Here is a 25,502-nt window from a genome sequence, read left to right on the forward strand (position 1 = left end):
AAATTAAGAACGTAGCTCCTTTGGTAGGGCCTTTTGCGTCATTTTCTCAATCACTTTACAAAAGCGGTCAAGTTCCCCGATCTTCGTAAATATGTTTGGCGTGACGCGGATCCCTGAAAATTCATCGTGAACTATCGGAGTCGCTATTATCTTGTGTCTTGCCATTAAATATTTAGTGATCTTCGTTACGTCGCCGCCCTCGATAGAAAAATTAGCGATAGCACAAAACTGTTCCGGATCGAACGACGTGTTGAACGTTACACGGGGCAAGGTCTTCAGACGGCTCATCCAATAGGACGACAAGTGTCGTAGGCGTTCCTCTTTTCGCTTCGGCCCGATCGCTTCGTGAAATAATAAGGCCTCGCCGATCGCAAGTCTGGTCGCCGAAGAATGCGTGCCTATTTCTTCGAACTTGCGAATGTCGGATTTTAATCTGTCTTCAGAAGCCATCAATGGCCATACATTCGGGATCTTGTCTTTTTTCACATAAAGCAACCCGGCGCCTTTCGGCGTGTAGAGCCACTTATGCAGCGAACTCCCAAAATAGTCGCATTGCAGATCACCTCGTTTGAAATCGAGCTGCGCAAAGGAATGTGCCCCATCCACGACCGTCTCGATGCCGCGAGATCTGGCCATATCGCAGATCTTTCGAACCGGCATTATCTGGCCCGTGATATTGATCATATGCGAGATCAGTATCAGCCGGGTCTGCGGAGTTATCGCGGATTCGATCGCGCCAACGATCTCGTCGGTAGAAAACGGAGCGAGCGGTATCTTGACCAGTTTGAGACGCGGCCCTTCGCGCATTTCCCTTTGACGAAGAGCGGTCAACATTCGGGGATAGTCCTGCGATGTCGCGATCACTTCGTCGCCTGATCGAATATCGAGGCCAAGCAAAAGGATCTGTAGGGATTCCGAAGCATTCCGCGTGATGGCTATCTCGTCGGCGTCACACCCGAAGAGATTTGCCAGTCCTGCACGGATCGTTTCGGCTTGCGGTTCCAGTAGCTGCCACATCGTCGAGGAAGTCGCGTCCTCTTGATGCTTGTAACGCACGTACGCCTCCGAAACCATCTTCGGGCTCGGGCTGGTCCAACCGCTGTTTAGGTTAATATTGCTTCGTGAGATGGTAAACGCTTTGGAGATCTCGGCCCAGTATTCTTCGTGTGTCGCAGCTTCCAAAGGCGAAAGGTGATCGACACCAAGCCCCGCGTCCTTAACATTCTTGTACAGCGAAGTTATCGATGGCGACAAGATCGCCATCAATCCGAGACCCTTACCCGCAGATGCCAATAGCCTGCCTCGACTTAGTTTGGGCTTGTCCATGCGATCTAGTATACGGTGTAGGAAAGAATAGAAACACGCACTGATTTAAGAACTCGGGTTCTGACCTGCGATTTTCCAATCGTATTGCATTCTTCCACGGCCGTCCGGCAAGTTTGAAGGTAGTGGTCGCGTTGGTTGTTGGTGGTGATGCGGTCTGGTCCTTGGTCCACGAGCCGCGAAAGAGATTTAGCCACGAAATTACACGAAAGGGCACGAATAGGAGAGATTCTTGTTCGTGTCTTTTTTGTGTAGTGGTTGCTAAACGTTCGGAACCTCTTGTCGCCAACGGCGACGGATATTAAAGCCTGGGGTGGAACGAGCAGCGAGTGGAACCCTAGGTATTGGCCACCCAAAATTTCCCGTCCCTGCGGTTGTGGGCCTACCTCAACACTGGCACGTTTTGTGTGCCAGAACGGGACGAACAATGCGGTCTTTTTGTTCGACACTTTCAGCGTCGGAAATCGCGTTCGAACCTAACCTAGGGTTCCGGCCTCTCGGCCTACACCCTAGGCTATATATGTTTGTCGCCGGTGGCGACTAAGAAAATTCGGCCTGCCCTGCGATCTTCCAAACTATTGCACTCTTCCACAGCCGTCCGGCAAGTTTGAAGTTAGTGGCCGCGTTGTTTAACGGCGTCATGTCGTAAACCCGAAAAGCCGGCATTTTGCCCACTCGAAATAATCAACGCCGCGAAAAAGTCCCCGGTTTTTGATCGACTTACACCCAGGGCTTACACGCAAATGATAGGTACGCTGATACTTACCGTCGTGGCACGGCACTCGCGTATTGGAAGGGTGTGTGCCGAAGACCGAAGATCTTCGGTAAAACGGATCTGGTGGCTCTGGCCCCGAAGATCGGGGTCTACAAGAGTAGCCACAGGACCTAGCGTAAAAAGGAGTAGGAGGAAAATGAAATGTTAAGGTACATGAAAGCGATACTATTCACACTCACGATCGGGATTGCGTTGACGGTTACGAACTTCGCGCAGACATCGAATCAGGTTCTTGTTTATGAACATACCAATTACGGTGGGGCCTATATGAGTTTCAATGGGATAAGAGAGGAAGCCGACCTTCGCAGTTATAACACCGGAGCACTCGGCACGCCTAACTGGAACGACCGCATCTCATCACTCAAAGTGGGCAGCGAACTTAAGTTGATCGTGTTTCGAGATATCAACTTCAAGGGCACTTCGTGGACGGTGACCGGACCGGCGACGATAAAAACGCTGGTCTCGAATGGATGGAATGACAAGATCTCGTCGTTTCGCATAGTTCCGAAATAAACGGGACACGGGGACAATTTGGGTCACCGCCCGCGTGGGTTGTTGGCGGTGAGGCGGTCTGGCGGAGTACGACACTCTTGTCCGGGCGGACGCCGCTTCGGCGTTCGGTGGTTCTGGGCGGTGGAGCAAGATCTTAACCACGAAATTACACGAAAGGGCACGAATAGGAGAGATCCTTGTTCGTGTCTTTTTTTGTGTTTGTTCGTGGTTGTTAAGTGAGAACTGCCGAAAACGATCAGCAACACTAAAATGCCGCTTGGCTGCACTAAAAAAGGGGGTCAGTTGCACAGAAAAAGGGGTCCAGTTACACAAAAAATAGAGTCAGTATCAATGGGTTTTTGGGGCTTGGGTGTGAGATCGAGGCCTTTGATCAATCTTGTGTCGTCACGCGGGTACGAATGTGATCAGGCCGCCGATCAAACGGTCGGAGCGTCATGTAGACGGTCAATGAGTAATTTCGCCAGGCATTTTCGGCGAACTCTGCATCATTCGTTGCGTTCGGGGCGTTGAATAGGACGTCGGGGATTCCACGCGGAGGTCGCGGAGTTTTTGCAGAGATCGTGGAGAAAATTAGTGTCTGTATTATGCTTGCAACAAACAGGCAAATGTGCGACAATAGTTTCGGAGGTGTTTTTTTGAATTATGAAAACAAATTGGCAGCAGGTAAAACGACGCCGGGATTCCAGCGGGAGATGGCTCGCACCTTATGTGACGATGAATCCGAAGGGCAAGATATCCTTTACCCGCGTCACGTATGAACAACTCGGAGAACCGAAGGTCGTTCATCTGTTCTACGATCCGGTAAACCACCGTATCGGTATCAAGCGAACCCATACCGAGGCGGCCGATACCTTTAAGGTGTCGACGCGAGGGCGGTGCGGCGGACGGCGGATCTTTGCGTACGGGCTGATACAGGAACAGGGGATCGACCTGCCCGAAACGGTCCAGTTCCACGGCGCCCATTTCGATGACCAAGGCATCCTGACCCTCGACCTCCGAAGTGCGCGAGTCCCGGCCAGCGTCCAAAACCACCGATCTAACAAAAAGAAACGGACTGCGAAAGATAATATCTAGATCTAGCCGACGATCGAATGAAGTACGAAGTGCAGTCCGAAGAATAGTGCGACGCCGGCGAATACGGACAGTGAGATCCACGAACTGCCGCCGCCATGGTGGTTAACCTCGGGGATGAGGTCGCTGGCGGCAACATAGAGTGTTACTCCGGCGGCGACCGGTAATGCGTAGGCGACGGTGACGCCGAGGTTGGCTCCGACAAAGTAATAGACAAGGACACCGAGCAAGGTGGTGATTCCCATCAGTGACGTGGCGATCATCACTTGTTTACGGCCGCGGCCTGCGGCGAGGACCATTGAGCCGATCGTGAATCCCTCGGGAAATTTGTGAAGAAAGACCGCGATGAATACCAGAAAGCCGACCTTTATATCTACCTGCGACGCGGCGGCGATCGTAACGCCGTCAAAAAATGTGTGGACGAGCAATCCGCCGACCGCGGTGTAGGCTGAGGTGGCGGAGATGATCTCGTGCTCGTGCTCGTCGTCTTCGCAGTGCATCTCTTCGCCGAGATGAAAATGCGGAGCGATGGTGTGTTCGACAAATTGCGTCAGCAAATATCCCGCGAGCAACAGCATCATCGGAATGACGAGGGCCTCGCCGATGGGCTGGCCGTCCTTGTGCCACAGCTCGACGACCTTCGGCAGTATCTCGACGATAGTCACGGCCAGCATAAATCCGGCACCGATCGCGAGCAGATATTTGAGGAGGTGTTTGAAACGTCCGTGGGCGTGCGACGGAAACAGGATAAGCCCGCCGAAAACATTCGCGGCGGCGGCCAAGATCCCGAAGATCAGTAATTGTAAAAAGGCTGAGTCCATTAAACCCCCGCGAACTAAACATCCTATTACAGGGAACACGAAAAAGCCAAAAATGAACGGCTGCATGACTTTGGCGAAGCTGCGAAAATCTTATTCTCATGTTTAATCAAAAAAAGCGCAAAAATGCTTGACACAGATTCGCGATAGCACGTATTATCCCTATTAGCATTTGATCAAACGAAATGACAAGATCCTAAACAAACGAAAAGGCGCGCATAGGTGCTTAAGAGTTTAAACGGAATCTGACAGTTCGAAACGACCAGATTCGCCGCGGCGAAAATACTTTGATCGAGAACGTGACGGGCGTGACCGGCAAATATCGAGCCGCAAAAAACAGTAAACATTAAAGAAAATCCAACGCCAAATGGCGTGTTCCGGTGGGCGGGAACAGACCGAAGCAGTTTGCTCTTTGAAGATGCAAAGTAACGAAGCTGACTTTACGCATCGATCGGTACTGCTCGACGAAGTTTTGGCTCTGCTCGAAACAGGCAAGGGCGGGACATTTGTCGACGCGACCTTAGGGCTGGGCGGCCACAGTGAGGCGATCCTTGCTTCGTCTGACACGGCAAACGTCATAGGCATCGACCAGGACCGCAAAGCGATCGCGATGGCCGGAGAGCGGCTGGCGAAATACGGGCCGCGATTCCGAAGCGTTCACGCGAACTTCTCCGAGATAGCGAGCGTGGTTGAAAACGAGAGCATCGACGGCATCATTGCCGATCTGGGCGTTTCGTCGATGCAGCTGGATGACGAAAGCCGCGGGTTCAGCTTTCGCTTTGACGCTCCGCTCGATATGCGGATGAACCCCGAAGAGGGCATCGAGACGGCCGCGGAATTGATAGCGAGAACGGACGAAACAGATCTCGCGAACATCATTTATCAGTTTGGTGAGGAACGGCAGTCGCGAAAGATCGCACGGCGGATAGTTGAAAAGAGAAAGAACGGCGAACCGATCGAAACGACGCGTCAACTGGCCGAGCTGCTGGAGAGAACGGTAAAGCGGGGCAAGAACGACAAGATCCATCCGGCGACGCGAACGTTTCAGGCATTGCGGATCGCCGTGAACGGCGAACTTGAAATAATCGAGCAGTTCTTGAACGACTCGATAAAGGTTTTGAAAACCGGCGGCGTTCTCGCAGTGATAACCTTTCACTCGCTCGAGGACCGCATCGTCAAACATGCATTCCAGCGGCTGAATGGTAAATGCATCTGTCCGCCACGCATTCCACAATGCGTCTGCGGTGCGGCGAAAAAGGTTGAGATTTTGACACGAAAGCCGGTCATCCCGACCGACGACGAGCAGCGAGAGAATCCACGTTCTCGAAGTGCTAAATTGCGAGCCGTAAGAAAGCTCGGACTTGAAGTTGAATAGTTAGTAGCCCCTGGAGGAATCAAGAAATGTCAGTAAAGCCACAGAGATCGCGTATCTCACGCCCCGCAAAAAAGACCGCAGCCAGCCGTTGGAAACTCTACATGTTGATGAGCCTTTGTTCGCTGATCGTGGTGTCAGGCTCATTCTTTGCCGCCCGGCAGCATTTCTCCTCCTGGGACTACAGTATTAAGAACTCACGCCTGAGAAAACAGATCGAAGATCTCGAAACGGAAAAACGCCGCCTGATATTGGCCCGCGAAGTCGCTCTGTCGCCAAATGAGATCAAGCGCGTCGCCAAGAAGTTCAGCATCGATCAGCCGGAAATGGCCGCTGCTCAACCTGTAAAGCCTGCCGCTGCAGCGAAAGACCGTGACATCCCGGCCGCCCTAGCCTCGGCTAAGCCGGTTGAGAAGCGGGTCGATGGTTACACGATGCTAACTGCATCTGTGCGGATGACTTCGCCCAAACCGGCAAGGCCCGAACAGGCAGTTCGCCGTGACCAGGCCGAATGACCATTCACTATTCAAATGAGCTGAGCGAAAAAACGAACCTCCATGGCTACCCGCACAAAGAAAAGAAAAAGATCAAATTCGACACAGGTCGCATTTACGCGATTTATGCTGATCGTGGGCGTGTTTACGATCTGGATCCTTGGGATCAGCGTCCGCCTCGTTCACCTGCAGGTCACTCAGCACGAATGGCTCAAGGAAAAGGCTGTCGACCAGCGGCAGGATATCAAGAAGAGCAAGATGCTCCGCGGTACGATCTACGACCGCGACAATCGTGCGCTAGCAATGAGCATCAAGGTAAAGACGCTTTATGCCGATGCCACCGAGATCGTCGATACGAACAAGACCGCCAAGGCGATCGCGAAGACGCTTAAGCTCGACGCCACTCAATTATCAAAACAGCTTGCCGATTCAAAAGCTGCCAAAAAGCGATTCGTCCCGCTCCTTAAAAAGATCGACGAAGAGACCGTACAAAAGCTGAACAAGGCACTCGCCGCTGACGGCGTTAAAAAGGCCGATCTGCCGCAGTTCGAAGGACTGCACTGGACCGAGGATCAGATGCGCAGTTATCCGTATGGCTCGCTCGCTGCCCACATTATCGGATTCAGCAACGCAGACGATAACGGAATGGCAGGGATCGAACAGTCGCAGGACGACGTTCTCCACGGTGCCGTCATAAAGAAAATGCAGGAGCGTGACCGGCTCGGGCGAATTTACGACGAAACGGTCTACGAACGCGAGTCGCCGGGCGATATCGCGTTGACGATCGGAACGTCATTTCAATTCAAGGTAGAACAAGCTCTGGAGAACGGCGTTAAAGCAGCTAATGCCAAATCCGGCATCGCCATTGCCATGATTCCCAAGACCGGCGAGATCATCGCGTTAGCAAACTATCCCACCTTTGATCCGAATACGATCAAGGCGGCGTTGCCCGGGAACATCACTAATCATGCGATCCAGAGCGTCTATTCGCCTGGCTCGGTGATGAAGTTGGTCACATATGGCTCGGGGCTCGAAAAGAATCTATTTGTGCCGACAGATATGATCGATGCGGGAAACGGCACGATCACGGTCGCGGATCACAAATTCACCGATTCGCATCATGTCGGCTCGGTCAGTTATTCACAGGCGATGGCACATTCGAGCAACGTCTGCGCGATCAAAACGGGCATGCGGGTCGGCAAAGATGATTTCTATTCGATGCTCCAAAAAATGGGCTTCGGAAGTAAGTCGGGAATCGAATTACCGGCCGAGACCGGCGGCATTTTGCGGTCGCCGGAAAAGTGGAACGGTGATTCGTTGGCATCAATGTCGATCGGTTACGAAATTGGCGTGACGGCGTTGCAAATGGCAACGGCTTTTGCGACGATAGCAAATGACGGGATCAAGGTTAAACCGCGTATAATCAAGGAAATTCGCAAGCCGGAGGAAAAAGTCGCACCTTCGAACAATTCCGAAAATACAAGGGTTGTGTCGGTCGAAACGGCACGCAATCTCCGCACGATGCTTCGACAGGTCGTGTTGACGGGAACGGGCAGACGCGCCCAGTTGAATGGCTATACTGCCGGAGGGAAAACCGGAACAGCGTGGAAATTCAATTCGGCGACAAAATCAATCGATTCGAGCAAATATGTCTCGTCATTCATCGGCATGGCACCGGCGATCGATCCGGAGATCGTGATCGCTATCGTTATCGACGAGCCAAAGGCCGGACCGCGTGACGGCGGCGGAGTAGCCGCTCCGATCTTCAAGAGTATTGCCGAGCAGATCTTGCCGGAACTCGGTATTCAGCAAGACGGGCCGGCGGTGAAAGAGTTGCCCGTCGCGCAGGACATCCCTGAAGCCGTGACGTCCGATCCAGACGCAAATGAGACGAGGTCGGCAAAGTCAGAAAAAGGCGAAGACAAGAAGACCGCGGCAACGATCGACAAATCAACTAAACCTCCCAAGAAGACAAAAGAGGTAAAGAAAGAGCCCGAAAAGAAACAGGGCAACGGAAAAAGGATCCCCGGCAATACAGTGGCCGATAAAGCTGGAATCAGATCATTGACGGAATTGGCGGAAACTTGAAACTCGAAACTGCAATTAGATATATCAATGGCGACGCGCCATTACTCGACCCCGCTTTGTCCGAACGTGAAGTCACAAATTTTGTGATCGACTCACGTGAGGTTAAGGCGGGCGACGTGTTTTTTGCCCTTTCGCAGCCGGAATACAAGGCGAACGGCTTCAACGGCGATTTTGATGATTCGACAAAATACGCGGCTTCGGCTCTCGCCTCCGGGGCAGTTGCCGCCGTTGTGAGACGCGATCGATTTGACGAACACGAAGAGGACCTCAAACAATTTGAAGACAGGTTAATTTTTGTTGACGACGCTATTGCCGCATTTCAGCGATTGGCTCACGGCGTTTATCTCGAATGGGACAGGCCCGTAGTGGCTATTACGGGGAGTGCGGGAAAGACGACCGCCAAAGAATTGACCGCTCACGTACTCGAAGCCTCCGGCCGCAAAGTGCTGCGCAACATCAAAAATTACAACAACGGCCTCGGCCATCCGCTGACGGTCCTGAATCTAGCCAAGGATGCGAGTTTCGACGTGGCTGTTCTCGAGATGGGAATGTCCACACCGCTCAACGAGATCGCTCGGTTGTGCCGAATAACACCGCCCGATGTTGCGGTCGAACTGAACGTGCTGCCCGTTCACGTTGAACACCTCGGTTCGATCGATGCTGTTGCGGCCGCGAAAGCTGAGCTTGTCGAAGGAATGAAGGACGGCGGTGTTGCTATCCTGAATGCCGACGACGCGAGAGTTGCGGCGATGGCAGGAAAATCTAAAGGTTCGGTAATTACTTACGGAATTGAGAAGCCCGCTGATATAACTGCAAATGAGATAAAGTTTACCGGATTTGGCGCGACGAGCTTTGTGCTGAAAACTCCGACGGGCTCGGCAAACGTTAGTTTTCCTCTCAACGGAAAACACAACATTCTCAATGCTCTAGCTGCGGCGGCGGTTGGCCATAATTCTGGTATGTCCGGGGATGAGATCGCGTCGGCTCTTGGCTCGGTTTCGGCTCCGCCGCAGCGAGGCGAAATACTGCGATTCGCGGCCAGGTTCATCGTAATTAACGATTCGTACAACTCAAATCCTGATGCATTGCTTTCTATGGTCGAGACGCTGATCGGTGGGGTAAAGACCGATCAGAGGAAAATAGTCGTCGCAGGCGAAATGCTGGAACTTGGCGAGAATGCTGCAAATATCCACAGAGACACGGGAGAGTCGATTGCGAAGCTCGGTGCTGATATACTCATCGGCGTTCGCGGTTTTGCACGCGACCTTGCGAGCGGAGCGGCTGATGCCGGTCTTGAGGATTCACGATTTGCAGATGATTCGGAAATGGCGGGCGAAATGCTTGCCGAAGAAGTCAGGGCAGGTGATGTGGTCCTGGTCAAAGGTTCGCGGGGCGTCAGGACCGAAAAGGTCATCGAGAAGTTGCTGGAAAAATTCGAACTGGAGGGAAAAGCGGCGACGCGGCAGTGATTTTCGCGGATCCGAGATCGACCAATGCTCTATTACCTTCTATATCAATTGATCTTTAAGGAAAACGCCGCTACCAGCGAGTCGTATTTCGTCAAGGCCCTCAACGTTTTCCAGTATGTTACTTTTCGAACAGGAATGGCGACGATCTCGTCGCTTCTCATCTCGTTGTTTCTCGGTAAATGGGTCATCAAAAAACTCCAGGAACTGAAGGTCGGCCAGGAGATCAGAGAAGAGCTCTCGATCGAACATCAGGAAAAAAGGGAACACCGACGATGGGCGGCGTGCTGATAATCGGCTCGGTGATCATATCGTCATTGCTATGGGGGCGTTTCGACAGCCTGTATTTGTGGCTCGCACTGATCGCTACTACGATGTTCGCTGCCATCGGATTTGCGGATGATTATATCAAGATCGTTAAGAAGCGAAGTTTGGGCCTGACAGGTGTTCAGAAACTTGCAGGCCAGCTTATCACTGCTCTCGTCATTTGGTCGGTACTGTATTTTCTCACTAATTACGCCTGGAATTTGAGCATTCCGTTTCTCAAGGCCACGGCGGAAACGAATCCGGCCTTGAGCATCAGCTATATCTATCCGGCGGGCTATCTTGTATTCATGATCTTCATCCTGCTCGGGTCGTCGAATGCCGTAAATTTGACGGATGGCCTAGACGGCCTGGCTTCGAGCGTTACGTTCATTGCGATGTCCGCACTTACCGCGTTGACCTATGTTTCAAGTGACGCACGCTGGGCGGAACGGCTCGATCTAACGCATAATCCGGCGTCCGCCGAATTGACAGTATTCTGCGGGGCGATGGTTGGTGCGAGCCTCGGCTTCCTTTGGTATAACTCGCCGCCGGCGGAAGTATTCATGGGCGACGTCGGTTCGCTCGCGATCGGCGGAGCACTGGGCACGGTGGCGATCCTGACCAAACAAGAGTTCTTGCTGCCATTCATTGGCGGCGTATTCATTCTCGAGGCCGTGTCGGTGATGATCCAGGTGTCTTTCTTTAAGTTCACAAAGCGGACATCCGGCGTCGGAAAACGAATCTTCCGGCAGGCCCCGCTGCATCACCATTTCCAAATGTCCGGCTGGAAAGAGCCGAAGATCGTGTTTCGGTTTGTAATTATCGCGATCCTTTTTGCGTTGTTGAGTTTGTCGACTTTGAAGTTGAGATAAGAGTTTTGTTGATGCAGATCGAAGGAAGAAAATCATTGGTTCTCGGTGCCGGGAGATCGGGTATCGCATCGGCGAAGTTCCTTGCCGAACGCGGTGCGACGGTCGCTCTGCACGATCGTAAGCCGGTCGAGGAATGGTCGGACGCGGCGCGTTCGCTGAAAGAAATGCATGGCATCGGCCTTATCGGCGGCGAGTTGCCGTCGTGGCTGCTAGATCAGATCGATCTCGTGGTGATCTCGCCGGGCGTACCAACAAATACGATCCCTGCTCGATATGTCGATCGCAAGGACGGCGAAGTCATCGGTGAGATCGAACTCGCTTCGCGTTTTCTCAATGGCCGTGTCGTTGCTGTCACCGGTTCGAACGGCAAGACCACAACTACCACGCTGATCGGCGAAATGCTCAAGAATGCCGGCATTGATACGCTGGTCGGCGGAAACATCGGCACGCCCTTGTTGTCGCTCGTCGAAACGGCGAATGAACACACGTGGACGGTCGCCGAACTTTCCAGTTTTCAGCTTGAGACGATCGTCGATTTTAGGCCTGATGTGGCTTTGTGCCTCAATGTCACCCCGAATCATCTTGACCGCTACGAATCTTTCCTCGATTATGCGGCCGCCAAGCACCGGATCTTCAAGAACCAGACCGCAGAAAACGTGGCTGTGCTAAACGCGGATGATCCGATCACTGCCGAATGGGCAAGCGGTTTGAACGCCAATGTCGTAATGTTCAGCGTGAAACACCAACTCGACGACGGCCTTTTTCTTCGCGGCCGCGAGCTAATTTGCAAGGCGAACGGCAAAGAAAAGGTTCTGACGTCGCGCGACGAGATCTTTTTGCGCGGGATGCACAACGTCGAGAATGTGCTTGCGGCATTTGCGGCGGGACTGGCTTGCGGAGCTTCGCCCGAATCGATGCGGGAAACGGTCTCCAATTTCAAAGGTGTCGAACATCGGATCGAATTTGTCGCTGAGATAGATGGCGTAAAGTTCTATAACGATTCGAAGGCAACATCCGTAGATGCGACGATGAAAGCCGTCGAGGCATTGAGCGAAGGCGAGGGCAAAACGATATTGATCCTTGGCGGACGCGGCAAGAATGCGCCGTATGCTCCGCTTATCCCGTTGATCGAAGGCTCGGTCCGCTCGCTGGTATTGATCGGCGAAGACGCGGACAACATTGAAAGACAATTGAAGGATCATGCCGACATCATCCGAGCCGAGTCGTTAAAAGACGCAGTTGAAAGATGTTTCGAGGCAGCCGAAACGGGCGACGCTGTCCTGCTCGCTCCCGCGTGTGCAAGTTTTGATATGTTCAGCAGTTTCGAGGATCGGGGGCGTGAATTCAAGTTGCAGGTGGCAAATTTGGCCGCAAAAGTTGCAGTTGTTTGATGACAAAGGAACTTCGTACAGATTGGTTCATGTTCGTGATCGCGGCCGGTCTCGCCCTTTTCGGCGCACTGATGGTCTACAGTGCCTCAGCGATGATGGCTATGAAAGAATCGGGCGAATCCAGCCAGTACACTTACTTTGTAAAGCAGAGTATTTTTGTGATCGTTGGGCTCGCCGCGATGTTCGTCGTCAGCCGCATTGATTATCACGTTTTTGAAAACAAGTGGGTGATAATCGGGATTTTGGCAATAACGTCGATCGCTCTTCTAGCTGTTTTCGCGTTTCCGCCGATAAACGGAGCGCAACGTTGGATCAGATTTGGCGGATTCTCATTTCAGCCGTCAGAGCTGGCGAAAATCGCATTGCCGATGTTCCTTGCGTGGTTCCTGACCAAGAACGAAGACTCCGTAACCGAGGTCAAGTCAACGGTTTTGCCCGCGCTAGGCGGCTTTGGTCTGTTGGCCGGGCTTGTAATGCTTGAGAAGGATCTTGGGACGACGATCGTCCTTTGTGCGATCTTCTCAGCGGTGTATTTTACAGCCGGAGCGAGATTGATGCACATCGGGACCGTGGCAGCCGGTTTGGTAGTAATTGGAGCCGGTGCGATATTCTTCGCACCGTGGCGGGTGGCACGCATAATGGCGTTCCTCGATCCGTATAAATACTCGGACGACGAGGCATATCAGGTCGTGCAATCGCTTTACGCGATCGGATCGGGCGGTATCTTTGGCGAGGGTTTTGCCAAGGGAACGCAGAAGCTGTTCTATCTGCCGTATCCTTATTCCGATTTTATCTTTTCGGTCGTAGGCGAGGAGTTGGGATTGGTTGGAACAATGGCCGTTGTTGTCGTATTCGGACTGCTGCTTTGGCGGGGAGCCCGAGCAGCTTTGATGGCACCAGACAGGTTTGGAACATTGCTTGGTATCGGTTTGATCACCGGAATAATCGCCCAGGCCTTGTTCAATATCAGCGTCGTGATCTCGATATTGCCGGCGAAGGGTATTCCCCTTCCGTTCATATCATATGGCGGATCCTCGGTGCTTATTACGCTGATCGGTGTGGGGATCTTGTTGAGCATCTCGCGGCACGCCGGAAATACACCCAAAAAAGAGCCGGCAAATGGCCTTGGTTCGTATCGACGCAGAACCCGGGCCGCATGAAAGCAATGAAAGTACTGATCGCAGCCGGCGGGACCGGCGGACATATTTATCCCGGGATCGCTATCGCGATGGAAATTCTCCGCCGCGATGCCGAGTCTGAGGTATTGTTCGTCGGCACTGCCCGCGGGTTAGAGACCAGGATCGTTCCCGACAACGGATTTCAGCTTGCCTTGATCCATAGTGCCGGACTCAAGAATGTCGGCGTGGCCGGGAAAGTAAAGGGATTGATGGTGCTGCCACGCAGTTTTTCGAGGCGATGAAGATATTACGAGAGTTTAAACCGGACGTGGTCGTGGGTGCCGGTGGATATGTCGCCGGTCCGGTTCTGCTTACTGCTCATTTTCTGGGATATCCCACACTCGTGATGGATTCGAATGCGCTGCCTGGTTTCACGAATAGGCGGTTGGCGGCGTTTATCGACAAGGCAGCTCTGACATTCGAGGACGCGTTGCCATTTTTCGGAAGAAAAGGTGTGGTCACCGGTAATCCGGTCCGGGGCGAGTTTTTTGCAGTGGCCGATAAACAGCCGGGCGACGAGTTGAATGTATTGATCTTCGGAGGCTCTCAGGGTTCGCGGGCGATCAATATCGCGATGATCGATGCGTTACCGATCCTGAAGACAGAAGGCTCGCCCATTAGGATGATGCATCAGACAGGCGAGAGTGATTTCGAAGCCGTTAGGGCTGCGTATGCTGAGAACGAATGGCAGAACGCTGAGATCCGGCCGTACATAACAAATATGGTCGACGCATTTGCAGATGCCGATGTCATTATCAGCCGTGCCGGCGCGACAACATGCGCTGAGGTTGCAGCAGCAGGAAAGGCGGCGATCATGATCCCACTGCCGACCGCTGCAGATGATCATCAACGAAAGAACGCCGAGGCCTTGGTCAGGAACGGAGCCGCCAGGATGATCCTGCAGAAAGATCTGACCGGCGAGACGCTGGCAGGAGAATTGAAACAACTCTCGAAAGACAGGTCTGCTCTGAAAGCGATGGGTCAGGCCGTCCGCAAGATGGCACGCCCGGACGCAGCCGAAGCGACGGTAGATCTGATCGAAAGTATAAGGAAGCAAAAATGAAGACAATGTTCCGAAATGTAAAAAATATCCACTTCATCGGCATCGGTGGAATTGGGATGAGCGGTATTGCTGAGGTTCTGTGCAATCTTGGCTTTAACGTGTCGGGTTCGGATGCAAAAAGATCAAAGAATACCGATCGGCTCGAAACGTTGTTCAATATTAAGATCAGCGAAGGACACTCGGCCGAGAATGTAGGGAACGCTCAAGTGGTAGTCTACTCGTCGGCAGTTAAAGACGACAATCCCGAGGTTGTGATCGCAAAGGAACGAGGGATTCCGGTCATTCCCCGTGCTGAAATGTTGGCGGAATTGATGGTTCTCAAACCATATGCAGTTGCGGTCTCGGGGACGCACGGCAAGACATCTACGACATCCATGGTCGCGACGATCCTTGGACATGCAGGATTTGACCCGACCACGGTTGTCGGCGGCGTTGTCGATACGCTGGGCTCGAACGCACGACTTGGGTCTTCCGACTGGTTCGTGACTGAGGCCGACGAGAGCGACAGATCGTTCCTGATGCTTTATCCGACGATCGCGGTCGTCACCAACATCGACAAGGAGCATATGGAATCGTACAAAGGCATGGATGACGTGGTTCAGTGCTTCACCGATTTTGTAAATAAGGTGCCGTTCTTTGGGGCCGCAATACTTTGCCTTGACGATCCGAATGTTCAGCTGTTGATCCCAAATATAAAACGCCGCCGAGTAACCTACGGGATGACCGCTCAGGCTGACGTTTCCGCACATGACATTAGCTACGACGATGGATTTGGGTCGACATTTTCCGTTTGGAAGGGCGACACGGTTCTCGGCGACGTGCACCTGCCGGTTCCCGGCGAACATAATATTTACAATGCTTTAGCGGCAACGGCAGTAGCCCTGGAGATGGAAGTGCCATTCGAGAAGATCGTCGAAGCATTTGCGATCTTTAAGAATGCGAATCGTAGATTCCAGTTCAAAGGTGAGATCAACGATATCCTCGTCGTCGACGATTACGGCCATCATCCCACCGAGATCCTGGCAACACTGTCAGCTGCAAAAAATAGCTCCGGCGGGCGTCGAACTGTGGTGGTATTTCAGCCGCATCGGTACAGCCGCACTCAGGAACTGATGGAGGAATTTGCGTTGTCTTTTAACAACGCGGATGTGTTATACGTCCTTGATATCTACGCCGCGAGCGAAAAGCCGATCGATGGTGTGACGGCTGAAGTTCTAACAGAGAATATCAAGAAATTCGGCCATAAGAATGTAAGCTATATCGGCGATATCGACGCCGCTGCAAAGAGGGTGTGTGCGGACCTTCAGGCTGGTGATCTTGTTATCACGCTCGGTGCGGGAACGGTCACAAGACTTTCGGATGAGATAGTTGAAAGGCTGAGAAGTAACTAGTTGAATATCCAACGCAATATGGCAAAGGCTAAGAAAAGCACGATCAGAAAAACCCGGGCAACCTCGACAAAGAAGCGGTCGTCGTCCGTCAAGCCGCGGCGCCGCGGTTCGTCGTTCGATGCTTCGAGGTTTATTCTCCCGGTGTTCGTAGGCATTATTCTGCTGGCCGGGATCGGATTCTTCGGCGTGATGGGCTATCGGACTGCAATTGCTTCTGAGTTCTTCAATGTACGCCGCGTCGAAGTTCGCGGAAATGACCGCGTGAATCCGGAAGACGTTAAACGTATTGTCACCGCGAATACCGAGAAATCAGGTGTTTGGCGTGCTGATCTCGGTGAGATTCGTGAAAAGATCGAGAAACTTCCGTTCGTGAAGACCGCGTCCGTGTCAATGGTCCTGCCGGTCGGGATCCGCGTCGGAATTACCGAGCGTATCCCCGCAGCAATTGTTAGATTGAGTTATGGTGATTCGCTCGTCGATACAGAAGGAAATGTCGTCGTGCCGGTAACGAAGCCGGAGCCGGCGTTTCCGTTCGCGATGCGGGGCTGGGATGAAACAAAAACAGAAAAGGCGATGACGGACAACCTCGCCCGGCTCAAACTCTACAAGAAGATGACCGAGGAATGGCGGGAATACGGGCTTTCGGATCGTGTTAAGGAGGTCGACCTGAGAGACCTTAAGGATCCTAACGCGACAATCGAGGATTCAGGAAGAATGATCGCAGTTGTATTGTCCAGAGACAGCCTCGGCAAGAGCCTCAAATCTGCGGTCGAAGCTGTGGCCGGAAAGGGCGAGAGGGTCAAATCGGTCAATGCCGGCGGCGTTTCGCCGGTGCTTGAATACCTAAGCTTCTAAAAGGAAAAAGATGAGTAACGAAATTTGTGCTGTCGGTTTGGATGTTGGGACAAGCAAGGTCCGATGCGTGATCGGAGAACCTGCAGACGACGGCAAAATGAACATTATCGGCATCGGAGAGGCCGATTCCAAAGGGCTCAGACGTGGAGTTGTGACGTCGACCGAAGCAGTCGCCGAGGCGATACGCAAAGCAGTCGGGGAGGCTGAACGCGTGAGCGGCCTTGAGGTCGATTCGGCGACGGTGAACCTGTCAGGCGAGCACTTTCGCGGCGAAAATAAGAGCGGTGTAGTTGCGGTCGCCGGCCCTGACAAAGAGATCGCTGATGACGATATCGATCGGGCGATCGATTCCGCAAGCGCAATGCCTTTGCAGCCCGGCTGGGAGATCGTCGATCGTCTGCCGCAAGAATTTATTATTGATGGGCAGGACGGTATAACAGAACCGATCGGAATGAGCGGCTCACGGCTTGAGGCACGTGTCCACGTTGTTATCAGCCCAAGTGCGGGCCGGCAAAATCTCGTCAAGGCTGTAAAACGTGCCGGACTTGACGTCGAACAGACGATCCTGGAGCCGCTTGCCGCCGCCGAAAGTACACTTACGGACGATGACCGCGAATACGGTAGTGCCGTGGTCAATATCGGGGCCGAGATCACGAGCCTTATTATCTTCAGCCGCGGTGCAGTACAGCATATGTCGGTGTTTCCGTTCGGCAGTACTCATTTTACAAAGGACCTCGCCGTTGGGTTGCGTGTGTCGATACCTCAGGCAAATAAGATCAAACACGATTATGGATGCGTCGCGTCCTTCTTACTGAGTGACGACGAACGTGAAGAAATGATCGAGATCATGCCGGTCGGCCGCAATGAGACGCGGGGGCTCTCAAAAGAGATCCTTTGCGACATCATGCAGCCCCGAGCCGTCGAATTGCTCCAACATGTTGCTCGCGAGGCCATCTCCTCGAAAGCTCAGATCTCAAGCGGCGTCATCCTGACCGGCGGCGGTTCGATGGCACGCGGAATGTGTGAGATCGCGGAACAAATATTTGACGCTCCGACCAGGCTCGGCTTTATCGAACCTGAGTATTTCGGAGGACTGTCGGATGAAGCTCAAACTCCGGCATGGGCGGTCGCCTCGGGACTTGCTTTGACTTCAATGAGGTCGCAACTTCGCGGGCACAATATAGGGAACCGTTCGCCCGCCCGCAAGATGGCAGACTGGTTCGAAGGTTTTCGAAATAAATTTAGAAAAATATAACGCCAAGGCTGGATTTTTGACCCAAACCATTGTATGCTTGTCCGCCGTAAGCACAATATCTTGTTGAAATTGGACAAACCCCGAAAAAGAGTATTAGTCTAGGAAAGTGCGTCCCGAAAGGGCGATGATCGACAGAAATGGATACACCGCAAATGAGCAATTCCCCTCTAAAAATATTCATCGACGAGCCGCCAATCACTGGTGCTCGGATCAAGGTCATTGGTGTCGGCGGCGGCGGCAGTAATGCTGTCAATCGAATGATCGATGCCGGTATCAAGGGTGTCGAATTTATCGTCGCAAACACCGACCTGCAAGCGCTCGAGGCGTCAAAGGCACCGATCAAGATCCAACTTGGCAGTAAGTCGACACGCGGCCTCGGTGCCGGCTCGAATCCGGAGATCGGTCGTGCGGCCGCCCTTGAAGATCATGAAAAATTACTCGATGTGCTCGAAGGCTCGGACATGGTCTTTGTCACGGCGGGACTCGGCGGCGGAACGGGGACCGGTGCTGCTCCCGTCGTAGCTTCGCTAGCTATCGAATTGGGAGCTCTTACTGTTGCAGTTGTCACCAAGCCGTTTGCCGTTGAAGGCAAGAAGCGAATGGCACAGGCCGAGAAAGGTTTGGCTGAGCTTCGCGGCTGCGTAGACACATTGATCACCATTCCAAACTCAAAGCTCCGGGAGGTCGAAGAGAAAATTACGATCCTAGATGCATTCCGGCGTGCTGACGAGGTTTTGCTTTTGGCGGTCCAGGGCATCACCGATCTAATCATCACGCCTGGTATCATCAATCTTGATTTTGCTGATGTGACGACCGTTATGCGCGGCAAGGGCGTGGCTCTAATGGGCGTTGGTGCGGGTGAGGGCGAAGATGCTGCTTCGAAAGCGATGCGGGCGGCTCTCGACTACAAATTGCTCGAGGAAAATTCGATCAAGGGTGCCAAGGCGGCCCTTATCAACGTCACCGGCGGCCCGAACATGGTTCTCGGCGAAGTTGAAGACGCGATCGGAATGATCGAGGGCGAGGCTGACGAAAACGCGGACATCATTTGGGGAAGCGTGATCAAAGAAGATATGGGGGATAAGATCAAGATCACCGTCATCGCGACCGGTTTTGATTCGGCCCTATCAACAGCGATCCCGAAACCCAAAGCTGCCGAGGCCGCGGCCATCGGTACCATCCGAACGGGATTTGCGCCAGTGAATACGGCAACTGATGAGAATATAGACGTGCCGACCTTTATGCGTCGACAGGCGGATTAAGTAATTGCCGCCTGCGCCGTGTTGAAGTAATGGCTGAGAGAATACCAACGATCGGGATCACAATGGGCGATGCAGCCGGTATCGGGCCCGAGGTTGTTGTAAAGGCTCTGGCCGACGGTTCTTTAAGAGACATTTGTGACTGCAAGGTCATCGGCGATCGCGTTCATCTCGAACGGATCGCCGTTTCGCTTGGTATCGACACGAGCGTATTGACAGACGTTTGCGACCTCAAGAATCTTCCGGGCGAACCTCCGGTCGGCGTTGACGACGCAGTGACCGGACGTGCGGCCGCAGAGTCAATAATCAAAGCTGTTGACCTCTGGCGATCGGGCGAAATAGATGCGATCGCAACCGCTCCGATAAGTAAAAAGTCGATCCGGCTCGGTGGTTATGATTTTCAGAGACATACCGAGTTTCTTGCTTCGTTAACCGATACGGAACGGTTTGCGATGAGCTTTTTCGGCGGTGGTTTGCGTGTCGTACTGCTTTCGACACATTTGCCGCTGCGTGACGCCATCGATCTGATAAAGTTTGGCAAACTTGTCGATCTGATCGAGTTTTCATCGACCGAACTCAGCAAGTTGCTCAAGCGAAAAGTAAAGATCGCCGTGGCCGGCCTCAATCCCCATGCGTCCGAAGGCGGAATGTTCGGCAGCGAAGAGGCTGATGAGATCATACCCGCGATTGAAAATTGCAAAAAGCTGGGTGTCGATGTCAGCGGGCCTTATTCCCCCGACACGGTCTTTTTGCGTTGTTCTAAAGGTGAATTTGACGTTTGCATCGCCCTTTATCATGACCAGGCGACAATTCCTGTCAAAGCACTTGCCTTCAACGCTGCCGTGAATGTCACGCTCGGGCTGCCGCTCATCCGAACATCGGTCGACCACGGTACCGCCTACGATATTGCCGGAAAAGGCATTGCCGAATCGGCAAGTATGACCGCCGCGATACGACTTGCCGCTGAGCTTGCAGCCGCTAAATGAAACCCTGCTGATGTTCTGCTAGAATACCCTTTGGTGTTAGAATCTCGTTCAATACCCGGAGTGCCAAATGTCCGTTGACCGACCCAAAATTCTCCTTGCTGACGACTCGGTGACGATCCGAAAGGTCGTCGAACTGACTTTCGCAGACGAAGGTATCGATGTAGTTACTGTCCCTGACGGCGATGCTGCGATGATCGCATTTGTGGCCGATGAACCCGACCTCGTTATTGCTGACGTCAATATGCCGGGCGTTGACGGATACAAGATCTGCGAGATCATCAAGGAGGACGACACAACACGGCATATTCCGGTGATCTTGCTTACCGGCTCGTTCGAACCGTTTGATCCCGGCGAAGCGTCGCGTGTCGGCGCCAATTTTTATTTCACCAAACCGTTCCAATCGATCCGCGAACTGGTCGAAAAGGTTACCGACCTGCTCGATGCAAATGCATTCGAAACGGCAAGTGTTCCCGAGACCGAGGATATTGACGATCTCTACAAAGACAGCTTTGCAGAAACGCTTGAGATACCTGCGAATGAGACCGCGTCTGAAATTGAGCTGATCCGGATCGAAGATGATGAAGAACCTGACCATCTGGATGCAGAGCCTGCCGCATTTAACGAACTGTTACCGGAACGCGTAACGATCTCAGATTTCGGTTTTGAAGGGGTGGATAACGTGGACACCCCGCTCGATCTGGAGCGTGTCGCCGATGAAGAATCTTTGGAAAGTTTCATGATCGAGTCTCCGGCTGCGGCAGATCCATTCGCCGTGCCGGTGGATCTCGGCGACGCGAGCCTGGACGATGAAATGATCGAGACCAGCCGTCCGGACGAGGCGAGACACGATCTTCATTACAGTGACACGATCGAATTTGAGCCGGTGCTCGCTGCATCCGTATCCGAGCCTGCCGCCGATCCTTTCGCCTCGCCGGTGACTACGGACGATACGATGGGAAAATATAATTGGGCTGATGATGCGGAAGGTGTCGTCGAGCGATCGCCCGTTGCCGATACGGACTCGACTCTGCTCAAGATCGAATTTGCTGATGCCGATCATATCGACGAGCCGGATAATTCTGAGTCCGATCCGCAAGAACCGGGAGCCGCGGCAGAGCCTGCACCCAGGGCAGATGCGATCTCGCCGGAATTGATCGAGATGATCGCTCAGCGCGTGATCGACAAACTCTCGGACAAGGTGGTTCGCGAAGTAGCTCTTGAGGCCGTCCCGCGAATTACCGAGAACATGATACGAGAAGCTCTCGACCACGAAACAAAGAAGTAGTAACGATGCGGAGGCCCGCGCGTTAGTAAGGGTGTTTCGCTCAACGTTGAATGAATCGCCCTTACTAGCGTACGGGCTTGTGCAATATAACAGGAATTATGGAACTCGCAAAGGCCTACGACCCAAAATCGGCCGAAGAAGATCATTACAAACGTTGGGAAGAGAGCGGTTTTTTTGCTCCTGAGATCAATCAGAAGGCGGACGCCCCGAAATATTCGATCGTCATTCCGCCACCCAATGTCACGGGCAGCTTGCACATGGGGCACGCGCTTCAGCATACGATCATGGACGCGCTTACGCGTTGGAAACGGATGCAGGGCTATCGCACGCTTTGGCTGCCGGGAACTGATCACGCGGGGATCAGCGTCCAGCGAAAGGTCGTTGAGCAGTTAAAGAAGGAAGAGCACAAATCGCCGCTCGATATCGGCCGTGAGGAATTCATTCGCCGCTGTTGGACGTGGAAAGAGCAATACGGCAACACGATCACCGAGCAAATGCGCCGCGAAGGTGCCTCCGTCGATTGGTCGCGTCACCGTTTTACGATGGACGAAAGCCTTTCGCTCGCGGTCCGCAACGTTTTTTGCACGCTTTTTGAGCAAGGCTGGATCTACCGCGGCCTCCGCATCGTAAACTGGTGCCCGAAGGACAAGACCGTGCTGTCTGATCTTGAAGTAAAAGACGAGGTCAAGAAAGACGGAAAGCTGTATTACCTAAAATATCCGGGGGGCCCCGGGGGGGCCGGGGGGGGGGGGGCCTCAAAGGCGGGACACAACTTACATCACCGTCGCCACGACGCGCCCTGAGACGATGCTCGGTGATACGGCGGTTGCGGTCAATCCATCGGACGAGCGTTATAAGGATCTGATCGGCAAGACGATCGCATTGCCGTTGACGAACCGCGAGATCCCGATAGTTGCGGACGAATATGTCGATGCGGAGTTTGGCACCGGTGCCGTCAAGATCACGCCGGCGCACGATCCGAACGATTACCAACTCGGTCAGCGGCACGATCTCGAACAATTGCTCGTAATGAATCTCGACGGCACGATGAACGAAGCTGCCGGTGCGGATTTTGTCGGGCTCGATAGATTCGCCGCGAGGGCAAAGGTCATCGAGCGGTTCGAAGAACTCGGTTTGCTCGAAAAGGTGGACGATTACGAGATCACGCTGCCGGTGTGCGAACGCTGCAAGACTATCGTCGAGCCGATCTTGTCCGAGCAGTGGTTCGTCAAAATGGATGAGATGCGCGATATGGGCCTGGAACTTGCCAAAGACAAAGTGCCGCACTTCTCGCCGGAGATTCCTCATCAGAAGGTCTACACAACGTGGCTCGAAAATCTAAAGGACTGGACGATCTCACGCCAACTCTGGTGGGGACATCAGATTCCCGCTTGGTATGACGCGGACGGAAATGTTTACGTCGCACGTACTGCTGACGAAGCTAAAGAGAAGTCCGGCGGTCGGGAACTGACGCAGGACGGCGATGTGCTTGATACGTGGTTCTCAAGTGGACTCTGGGCGTTCTCGACGTTGGGATGGTCCGGATCTCCAAGCTCCCCTCCTTACGAAGGAGGGGTGGCACCCGCTTCGGGTGACGGGGTGGTTCTCTCTTCCGATTCCGCTCAAGTTGAATTTACCGAGGCAGAGAACCACCGTCGGCGAAACGCCGCCACCCCTCCGTGGTAAGGAGGGGAGCTCGTTGAATGATCTCGAAGCGTTCTTACCAACCGACGTTCTCGTCACCGGCCGCGACATTATTTTCCTTTGGGTGTCGCGGATGATGATGTTGACGAAGAAGTTCACGGGGCAGGTGGCGTTTAATGATTGTGTGATCACGGGCACCGTGCTTGGCAAAGACGGCAAGCCGATGTCGAAGTCTCGGAATAACGGCGTCGATCCGATCGAGATGTTTGATAAGTTTGGCGTGGACGCGACGCGTATCTATCTGGCGAGCATCGCGACCGGAGCTGATATCAAATGGAATGACATCGGTGTCGAGACGTATCGCAACTTCGCGAACAAGATCTGGAACGCGACGCGGTTCTGCCTGATGAACGCCGAAGGTGCGGCCGTCGATCACCAGAGCCTGATGAACAGTGGTCAGTGGTTCGTGGGCAGTGGTCAGGAGGAAAACTCTTCTCCGACCACCGGCCACCGACCACTGACCACTGCTTTGGCCGACCGCTGGATCATCTCCCGGCTCAACAAAACCGCCCTCGCGGTCAACCGTGCCCTCGACACATACCAGTTCCACGAAGCCGTTTCGCTCCTCTACCACTTCTTCTGGGACGATTTCTGCGATTGGTATATTGAACTCGTCAAAGATGAGATCACTGCAGGCTCCCCTCCTTACGAAGGAGGGGTGGCAGCCGCTTCGGCTGACGGGGTGGTTCTCACGTCGCGCACCAGAATACTTACTATTCTCGAGATCGCTCTGCGGATGCTGCATCCGTTCATGCCTTATTTGACGGAGGAACTGTGGCAGAAACTGCCGGGGACGTCTAGTGCGTTGCACGACGCGGCGTACACTGACGCCGACGCGACGATCATGTTGACGAAATTCCCGCCGGGCGATGTCGCGGCGATCGATCAAAAGGCTGAGAACGAGATGAGCGCGGTGATCGATGTGATCAAAAAGGTCCGCAACATCCGTGCGGAGATGAATATCTCGACGGCGATCAAGTTCACGGTGCATATCGCGGCGGACGAAGACTTTCGAAACGTATTTGCGGCCAACAAGGCGCAGATACTAAAGCTCGCGAAGGCCGAGGACCTTGTTATCGGCAGCGAACTCGACGTCCCGCGTGCTTCGGCGAAGGCGGTGACGAACGACGCGCGGCTCGCCGTGCCGCTCGAAGGCCTGATCGACTTCGACGTCGAACGCGCACGCCTCACCAACCAGATCGCCAAGCTCACCGAAGAGCGTACACGCCTCGACGCCCAACTCTCCAACGCCAACTTCGTCGACCGCGCCCCCGCCGAAAAGGTCACGGAACTAAGAGAACGCTCCGCCGAGTTGGAGCATCAGATAAATACTCTGAATAACAACTTGGGAGCTTTGGACTAAAAAGCGTATGAGATTCTCAACCATTAAGATCATGATCGTCGCGGCGTTTGTCGCTGTGTTTGGCGTTGGTGTTTTCGCGCAGGACGTGGCGATGACGCGGGCGGAGTGGGAGAAGGTGTTAACAACGCTCAATAAGGCTTCCGAAGGGATGTCGTTCAGACAGTCCGCGGTAGTCGAAGAGGTTATTGACGGTGTGCCTTCGCCGGAGAAAACCCGACAGGAGATTCTCGAGGAAGTTCCACCAGACCGGACCCGGCAGATCGGTACCGTTATCATAAATGGTGAGGTGGAGAGGACTGAGTGGATCACGATCGGCGACAGGTCTTGGACGCGGACGAACAACGGGCGTTGGTCCATCGACAATTCTGGCCGCAGCGGCGATGACAGGGCGGCGATCGTCGCGGCCGAGGGCTACAGTTCGAAGGGGAAGGCGGTGCTCGCGGGCGTTGAGTACAGGATATATGAAAAGGCCGAGCGGTTGACGGTCCAGCGTTCCGGTGTGATCGGACGCGAAAATCAGTTTGCGACGACCATCATCTGGATCGACCGCGACGGTCTCTGCATAAGAGAATTCTACAAACTGGAATTCCCCAACACCAAGTACATCTACCGCCGCACTGCCACCAACGAATACAACCCCAAAGACCTCAAAATCGAGGCGCCGATGAAGTAGG

22 protein-coding genes and 1 pseudogene are annotated in these 25,502 nt (G+C 53.5%); 21 read left to right on the plus strand and 2 right to left on the minus strand.

Annotated features, from left to right (window positions below):
* Nucleotides 1-3: 3 nt before the first annotated feature.
* Complete coding sequence (locus tag IPK01_17210) at nt 4-1,326, minus strand: aminotransferase class V-fold PLP-dependent enzyme (GenBank protein ID MBK7935172.1); 1,323 nt, start codon at nt 1,324-1,326, stop codon at nt 4-6.
* Nucleotides 1,327-2,239: 913 nt separating this feature from the next.
* Between IPK01_17210 and IPK01_17215 the strand changes: the two genes are divergently transcribed.
* The gene (locus tag IPK01_17215; GenBank protein MBK7935173.1) at nt 2,240-2,611 is read left to right on the plus strand and encodes a peptidase inhibitor family I36 protein; all 372 of its coding nucleotides are present in this window, start codon (nt 2,240-2,242) and stop codon (nt 2,609-2,611) included.
* Nucleotides 2,612-3,253: 642 nt separating this feature from the next.
* Nucleotides 3,254-3,685: a hypothetical protein gene (locus IPK01_17220; GenBank protein ID MBK7935174.1), complete on the plus strand. Its 432-nt coding sequence runs from the start codon at nt 3,254-3,256 to the stop codon at nt 3,683-3,685.
* 2 nt (nt 3,686-3,687) lie between these two features.
* On the opposite strand, the gene IPK01_17225 is transcribed toward IPK01_17220, so the two are convergent.
* Entirely contained in the window at nt 3,688-4,503 is an 816-nt protein-coding gene (locus tag IPK01_17225; GenBank protein MBK7935175.1) for a ZIP family metal transporter, read from the minus strand.
* Nucleotides 4,504-4,918: 415 nt separating this feature from the next.
* Between IPK01_17225 and rsmH the strand changes: the two genes are divergently transcribed.
* From rsmH to IPK01_17320, 19 genes and pseudogenes are all read left to right on the plus strand, one after another.
* Nucleotides 4,919-5,875, plus strand: coding sequence for a 16S rRNA (cytosine(1402)-N(4))-methyltransferase RsmH (gene rsmH / locus IPK01_17230; GenBank protein ID MBK7935176.1), 957 nt, complete (start codon nt 4,919-4,921; stop codon nt 5,873-5,875).
* Between the two features lie 26 nt (nt 5,876-5,901).
* Nucleotides 5,902-6,387, plus strand: coding sequence for a hypothetical protein (locus IPK01_17235; protein MBK7935177.1), 486 nt, complete (start codon nt 5,902-5,904; stop codon nt 6,385-6,387).
* Nucleotides 6,388-6,429: 42 nt separating this feature from the next.
* Nucleotides 6,430-8,454, plus strand: a complete 2,025-nt coding sequence (locus IPK01_17240; GenBank protein MBK7935178.1) for a penicillin-binding protein 2 — start codon at nt 6,430-6,432, stop codon at nt 8,452-8,454.
* Nucleotides 8,451-9,923, plus strand: a complete 1,473-nt coding sequence (murF, locus tag IPK01_17245; GenBank protein MBK7935179.1) for a UDP-N-acetylmuramoyl-tripeptide--D-alanyl-D-alanine ligase — start codon at nt 8,451-8,453, stop codon at nt 9,921-9,923. The genes IPK01_17240 and murF overlap by 4 nt, the downstream gene beginning before the upstream one ends.
* Before the next feature lie 24 nt (nt 9,924-9,947).
* Nucleotides 9,948-11,098 (plus strand): annotated as a pseudogene (locus tag IPK01_17250) (phospho-N-acetylmuramoyl-pentapeptide-transferase).
* 11 nt (nt 11,099-11,109) lie between these two features.
* On the plus strand, nt 11,110-12,489 hold the full coding sequence (murD, locus tag IPK01_17255; protein MBK7935180.1) for a UDP-N-acetylmuramoyl-L-alanine--D-glutamate ligase: 1,380 nt from the start codon (nt 11,110-11,112) through the stop codon (nt 12,487-12,489).
* Nucleotides 12,489-13,649 (plus strand): putative lipid II flippase FtsW, encoded by a 1,161-nt coding sequence (gene ftsW / locus IPK01_17260; GenBank protein ID MBK7935181.1) that lies wholly within the window; start codon nt 12,489-12,491, stop codon nt 13,647-13,649. The genes murD and ftsW overlap by 1 nt, the downstream gene beginning before the upstream one ends.
* A 5-nt stretch (nt 13,650-13,654) precedes the next feature.
* On the plus strand, nt 13,655-13,909 hold the full coding sequence (locus IPK01_17265; protein ID MBK7935182.1) for a glycosyltransferase: 255 nt from the start codon (nt 13,655-13,657) through the stop codon (nt 13,907-13,909).
* Entirely contained in the window at nt 13,906-14,730 is an 825-nt protein-coding gene (locus IPK01_17270; GenBank protein ID MBK7935183.1) for a UDP-N-acetylglucosamine--N-acetylmuramyl-(pentapeptide) pyrophosphoryl-undecaprenol N-acetylglucosamine transferase, read from the plus strand. The genes IPK01_17265 and IPK01_17270 overlap by 4 nt, the downstream gene beginning before the upstream one ends.
* A 5-nt stretch (nt 14,731-14,735) precedes the next feature.
* Complete coding sequence (locus IPK01_17275) at nt 14,736-16,121, plus strand: UDP-N-acetylmuramate--L-alanine ligase (protein MBK7935184.1); 1,386 nt, start codon at nt 14,736-14,738, stop codon at nt 16,119-16,121.
* Nucleotides 16,122-16,976, plus strand: a complete 855-nt coding sequence (locus tag IPK01_17280; GenBank protein MBK7935185.1) for an FtsQ-type POTRA domain-containing protein — start codon at nt 16,122-16,124, stop codon at nt 16,974-16,976. It begins immediately after the preceding gene.
* Between the two features lie 10 nt (nt 16,977-16,986).
* Complete coding sequence (gene ftsA / locus IPK01_17285; GenBank protein MBK7935186.1) at nt 16,987-18,231, plus strand: cell division protein FtsA; 1,245 nt, start codon at nt 16,987-16,989, stop codon at nt 18,229-18,231.
* A gap of 152 nt (nt 18,232-18,383) precedes the next feature.
* Nucleotides 18,384-19,493: a cell division protein FtsZ gene (gene ftsZ / locus IPK01_17290; protein ID MBK7935187.1), complete on the plus strand. Its 1,110-nt coding sequence runs from the start codon at nt 18,384-18,386 to the stop codon at nt 19,491-19,493.
* Nucleotides 19,494-19,522: 29 nt separating this feature from the next.
* Entirely contained in the window at nt 19,523-20,476 is a 954-nt protein-coding gene (gene pdxA, locus IPK01_17295; GenBank protein MBK7935188.1) for a 4-hydroxythreonine-4-phosphate dehydrogenase PdxA, read from the plus strand.
* A 67-nt stretch (nt 20,477-20,543) separates the two neighbouring features.
* Nucleotides 20,544-21,761 (plus strand): response regulator, encoded by a 1,218-nt coding sequence (locus IPK01_17300; protein MBK7935189.1) that lies wholly within the window; start codon nt 20,544-20,546, stop codon nt 21,759-21,761.
* Between the two features lie 98 nt (nt 21,762-21,859).
* Nucleotides 21,860-22,564: a class I tRNA ligase family protein gene (locus IPK01_17305; GenBank protein ID MBK7935190.1), complete on the plus strand. Its 705-nt coding sequence runs from the start codon at nt 21,860-21,862 to the stop codon at nt 22,562-22,564.
* 4 nt (nt 22,565-22,568) lie between these two features.
* Entirely contained in the window at nt 22,569-23,447 is an 879-nt protein-coding gene (locus tag IPK01_17310) for a class I tRNA ligase family protein (GenBank protein ID MBK7935191.1), read from the plus strand.
* 13 nt (nt 23,448-23,460) lie between these two features.
* Entirely contained in the window at nt 23,461-24,828 is a 1,368-nt protein-coding gene (locus IPK01_17315; protein MBK7935192.1) for a class I tRNA ligase family protein, read from the plus strand.
* A 7-nt stretch (nt 24,829-24,835) separates the two neighbouring features.
* The gene (locus IPK01_17320; GenBank protein MBK7935193.1) at nt 24,836-25,501 is read left to right on the plus strand and encodes a hypothetical protein; all 666 of its coding nucleotides are present in this window, start codon (nt 24,836-24,838) and stop codon (nt 25,499-25,501) included.
* The last annotated feature ends 1 nt before the right edge of the window (nt 25,502 follow it).

This window comes from Acidobacteriota bacterium (assembly GCA_016713675.1).
In the GTDB taxonomy this organism is placed as follows: Bacteria; Acidobacteriota; Blastocatellia; order Pyrinomonadales; family Pyrinomonadaceae; genus OLB17.

Coding starts and splice junctions, on each gene's coding strand:
- IPK01_17210 (MBK7935172.1), bottom strand. CDS start 1,326: ATGGACAAGCCCAAACTAAGTCGAGGCAGGCTATTGGCATCTGCGGGT.
- IPK01_17215 (MBK7935173.1), top strand. CDS start 2,240: ATGTTAAGGTACATGAAAGCGATACTATTCACACTCACGATCGGGATT.
- IPK01_17220 (MBK7935174.1), top strand. CDS start 3,254: ATGAAAACAAATTGGCAGCAGGTAAAACGACGCCGGGATTCCAGCGGG.
- IPK01_17225 (MBK7935175.1), bottom strand. CDS start 4,503: ATGGACTCAGCCTTTTTACAATTACTGATCTTCGGGATCTTGGCCGCC.
- rsmH (MBK7935176.1), top strand. CDS start 4,919: ATGCAAAGTAACGAAGCTGACTTTACGCATCGATCGGTACTGCTCGAC.
- IPK01_17235 (MBK7935177.1), top strand. CDS start 5,902: ATGTCAGTAAAGCCACAGAGATCGCGTATCTCACGCCCCGCAAAAAAG.
- IPK01_17240 (MBK7935178.1), top strand. CDS start 6,430: ATGGCTACCCGCACAAAGAAAAGAAAAAGATCAAATTCGACACAGGTC.
- murD (MBK7935180.1), top strand. CDS start 11,110: ATGCAGATCGAAGGAAGAAAATCATTGGTTCTCGGTGCCGGGAGATCG.
- ftsW (MBK7935181.1), top strand. CDS start 12,489: ATGACAAAGGAACTTCGTACAGATTGGTTCATGTTCGTGATCGCGGCC.
- IPK01_17265 (MBK7935182.1), top strand. CDS start 13,655: ATGAAAGTACTGATCGCAGCCGGCGGGACCGGCGGACATATTTATCCC.
- IPK01_17270 (MBK7935183.1), top strand. CDS start 13,906: ATGAAGATATTACGAGAGTTTAAACCGGACGTGGTCGTGGGTGCCGGT.
- IPK01_17275 (MBK7935184.1), top strand. CDS start 14,736: ATGTTCCGAAATGTAAAAAATATCCACTTCATCGGCATCGGTGGAATT.
- ftsA (MBK7935186.1), top strand. CDS start 16,987: ATGAGTAACGAAATTTGTGCTGTCGGTTTGGATGTTGGGACAAGCAAG.
- ftsZ (MBK7935187.1), top strand. CDS start 18,384: ATGAGCAATTCCCCTCTAAAAATATTCATCGACGAGCCGCCAATCACT.
- pdxA (MBK7935188.1), top strand. CDS start 19,523: ATGGCTGAGAGAATACCAACGATCGGGATCACAATGGGCGATGCAGCC.
- IPK01_17300 (MBK7935189.1), top strand. CDS start 20,544: ATGTCCGTTGACCGACCCAAAATTCTCCTTGCTGACGACTCGGTGACG.
- IPK01_17305 (MBK7935190.1), top strand. CDS start 21,860: ATGGAACTCGCAAAGGCCTACGACCCAAAATCGGCCGAAGAAGATCAT.
- IPK01_17310 (MBK7935191.1), top strand. CDS start 22,569: ATGCTCGGTGATACGGCGGTTGCGGTCAATCCATCGGACGAGCGTTAT.
- IPK01_17320 (MBK7935193.1), top strand. CDS start 24,836: ATGAGATTCTCAACCATTAAGATCATGATCGTCGCGGCGTTTGTCGCT.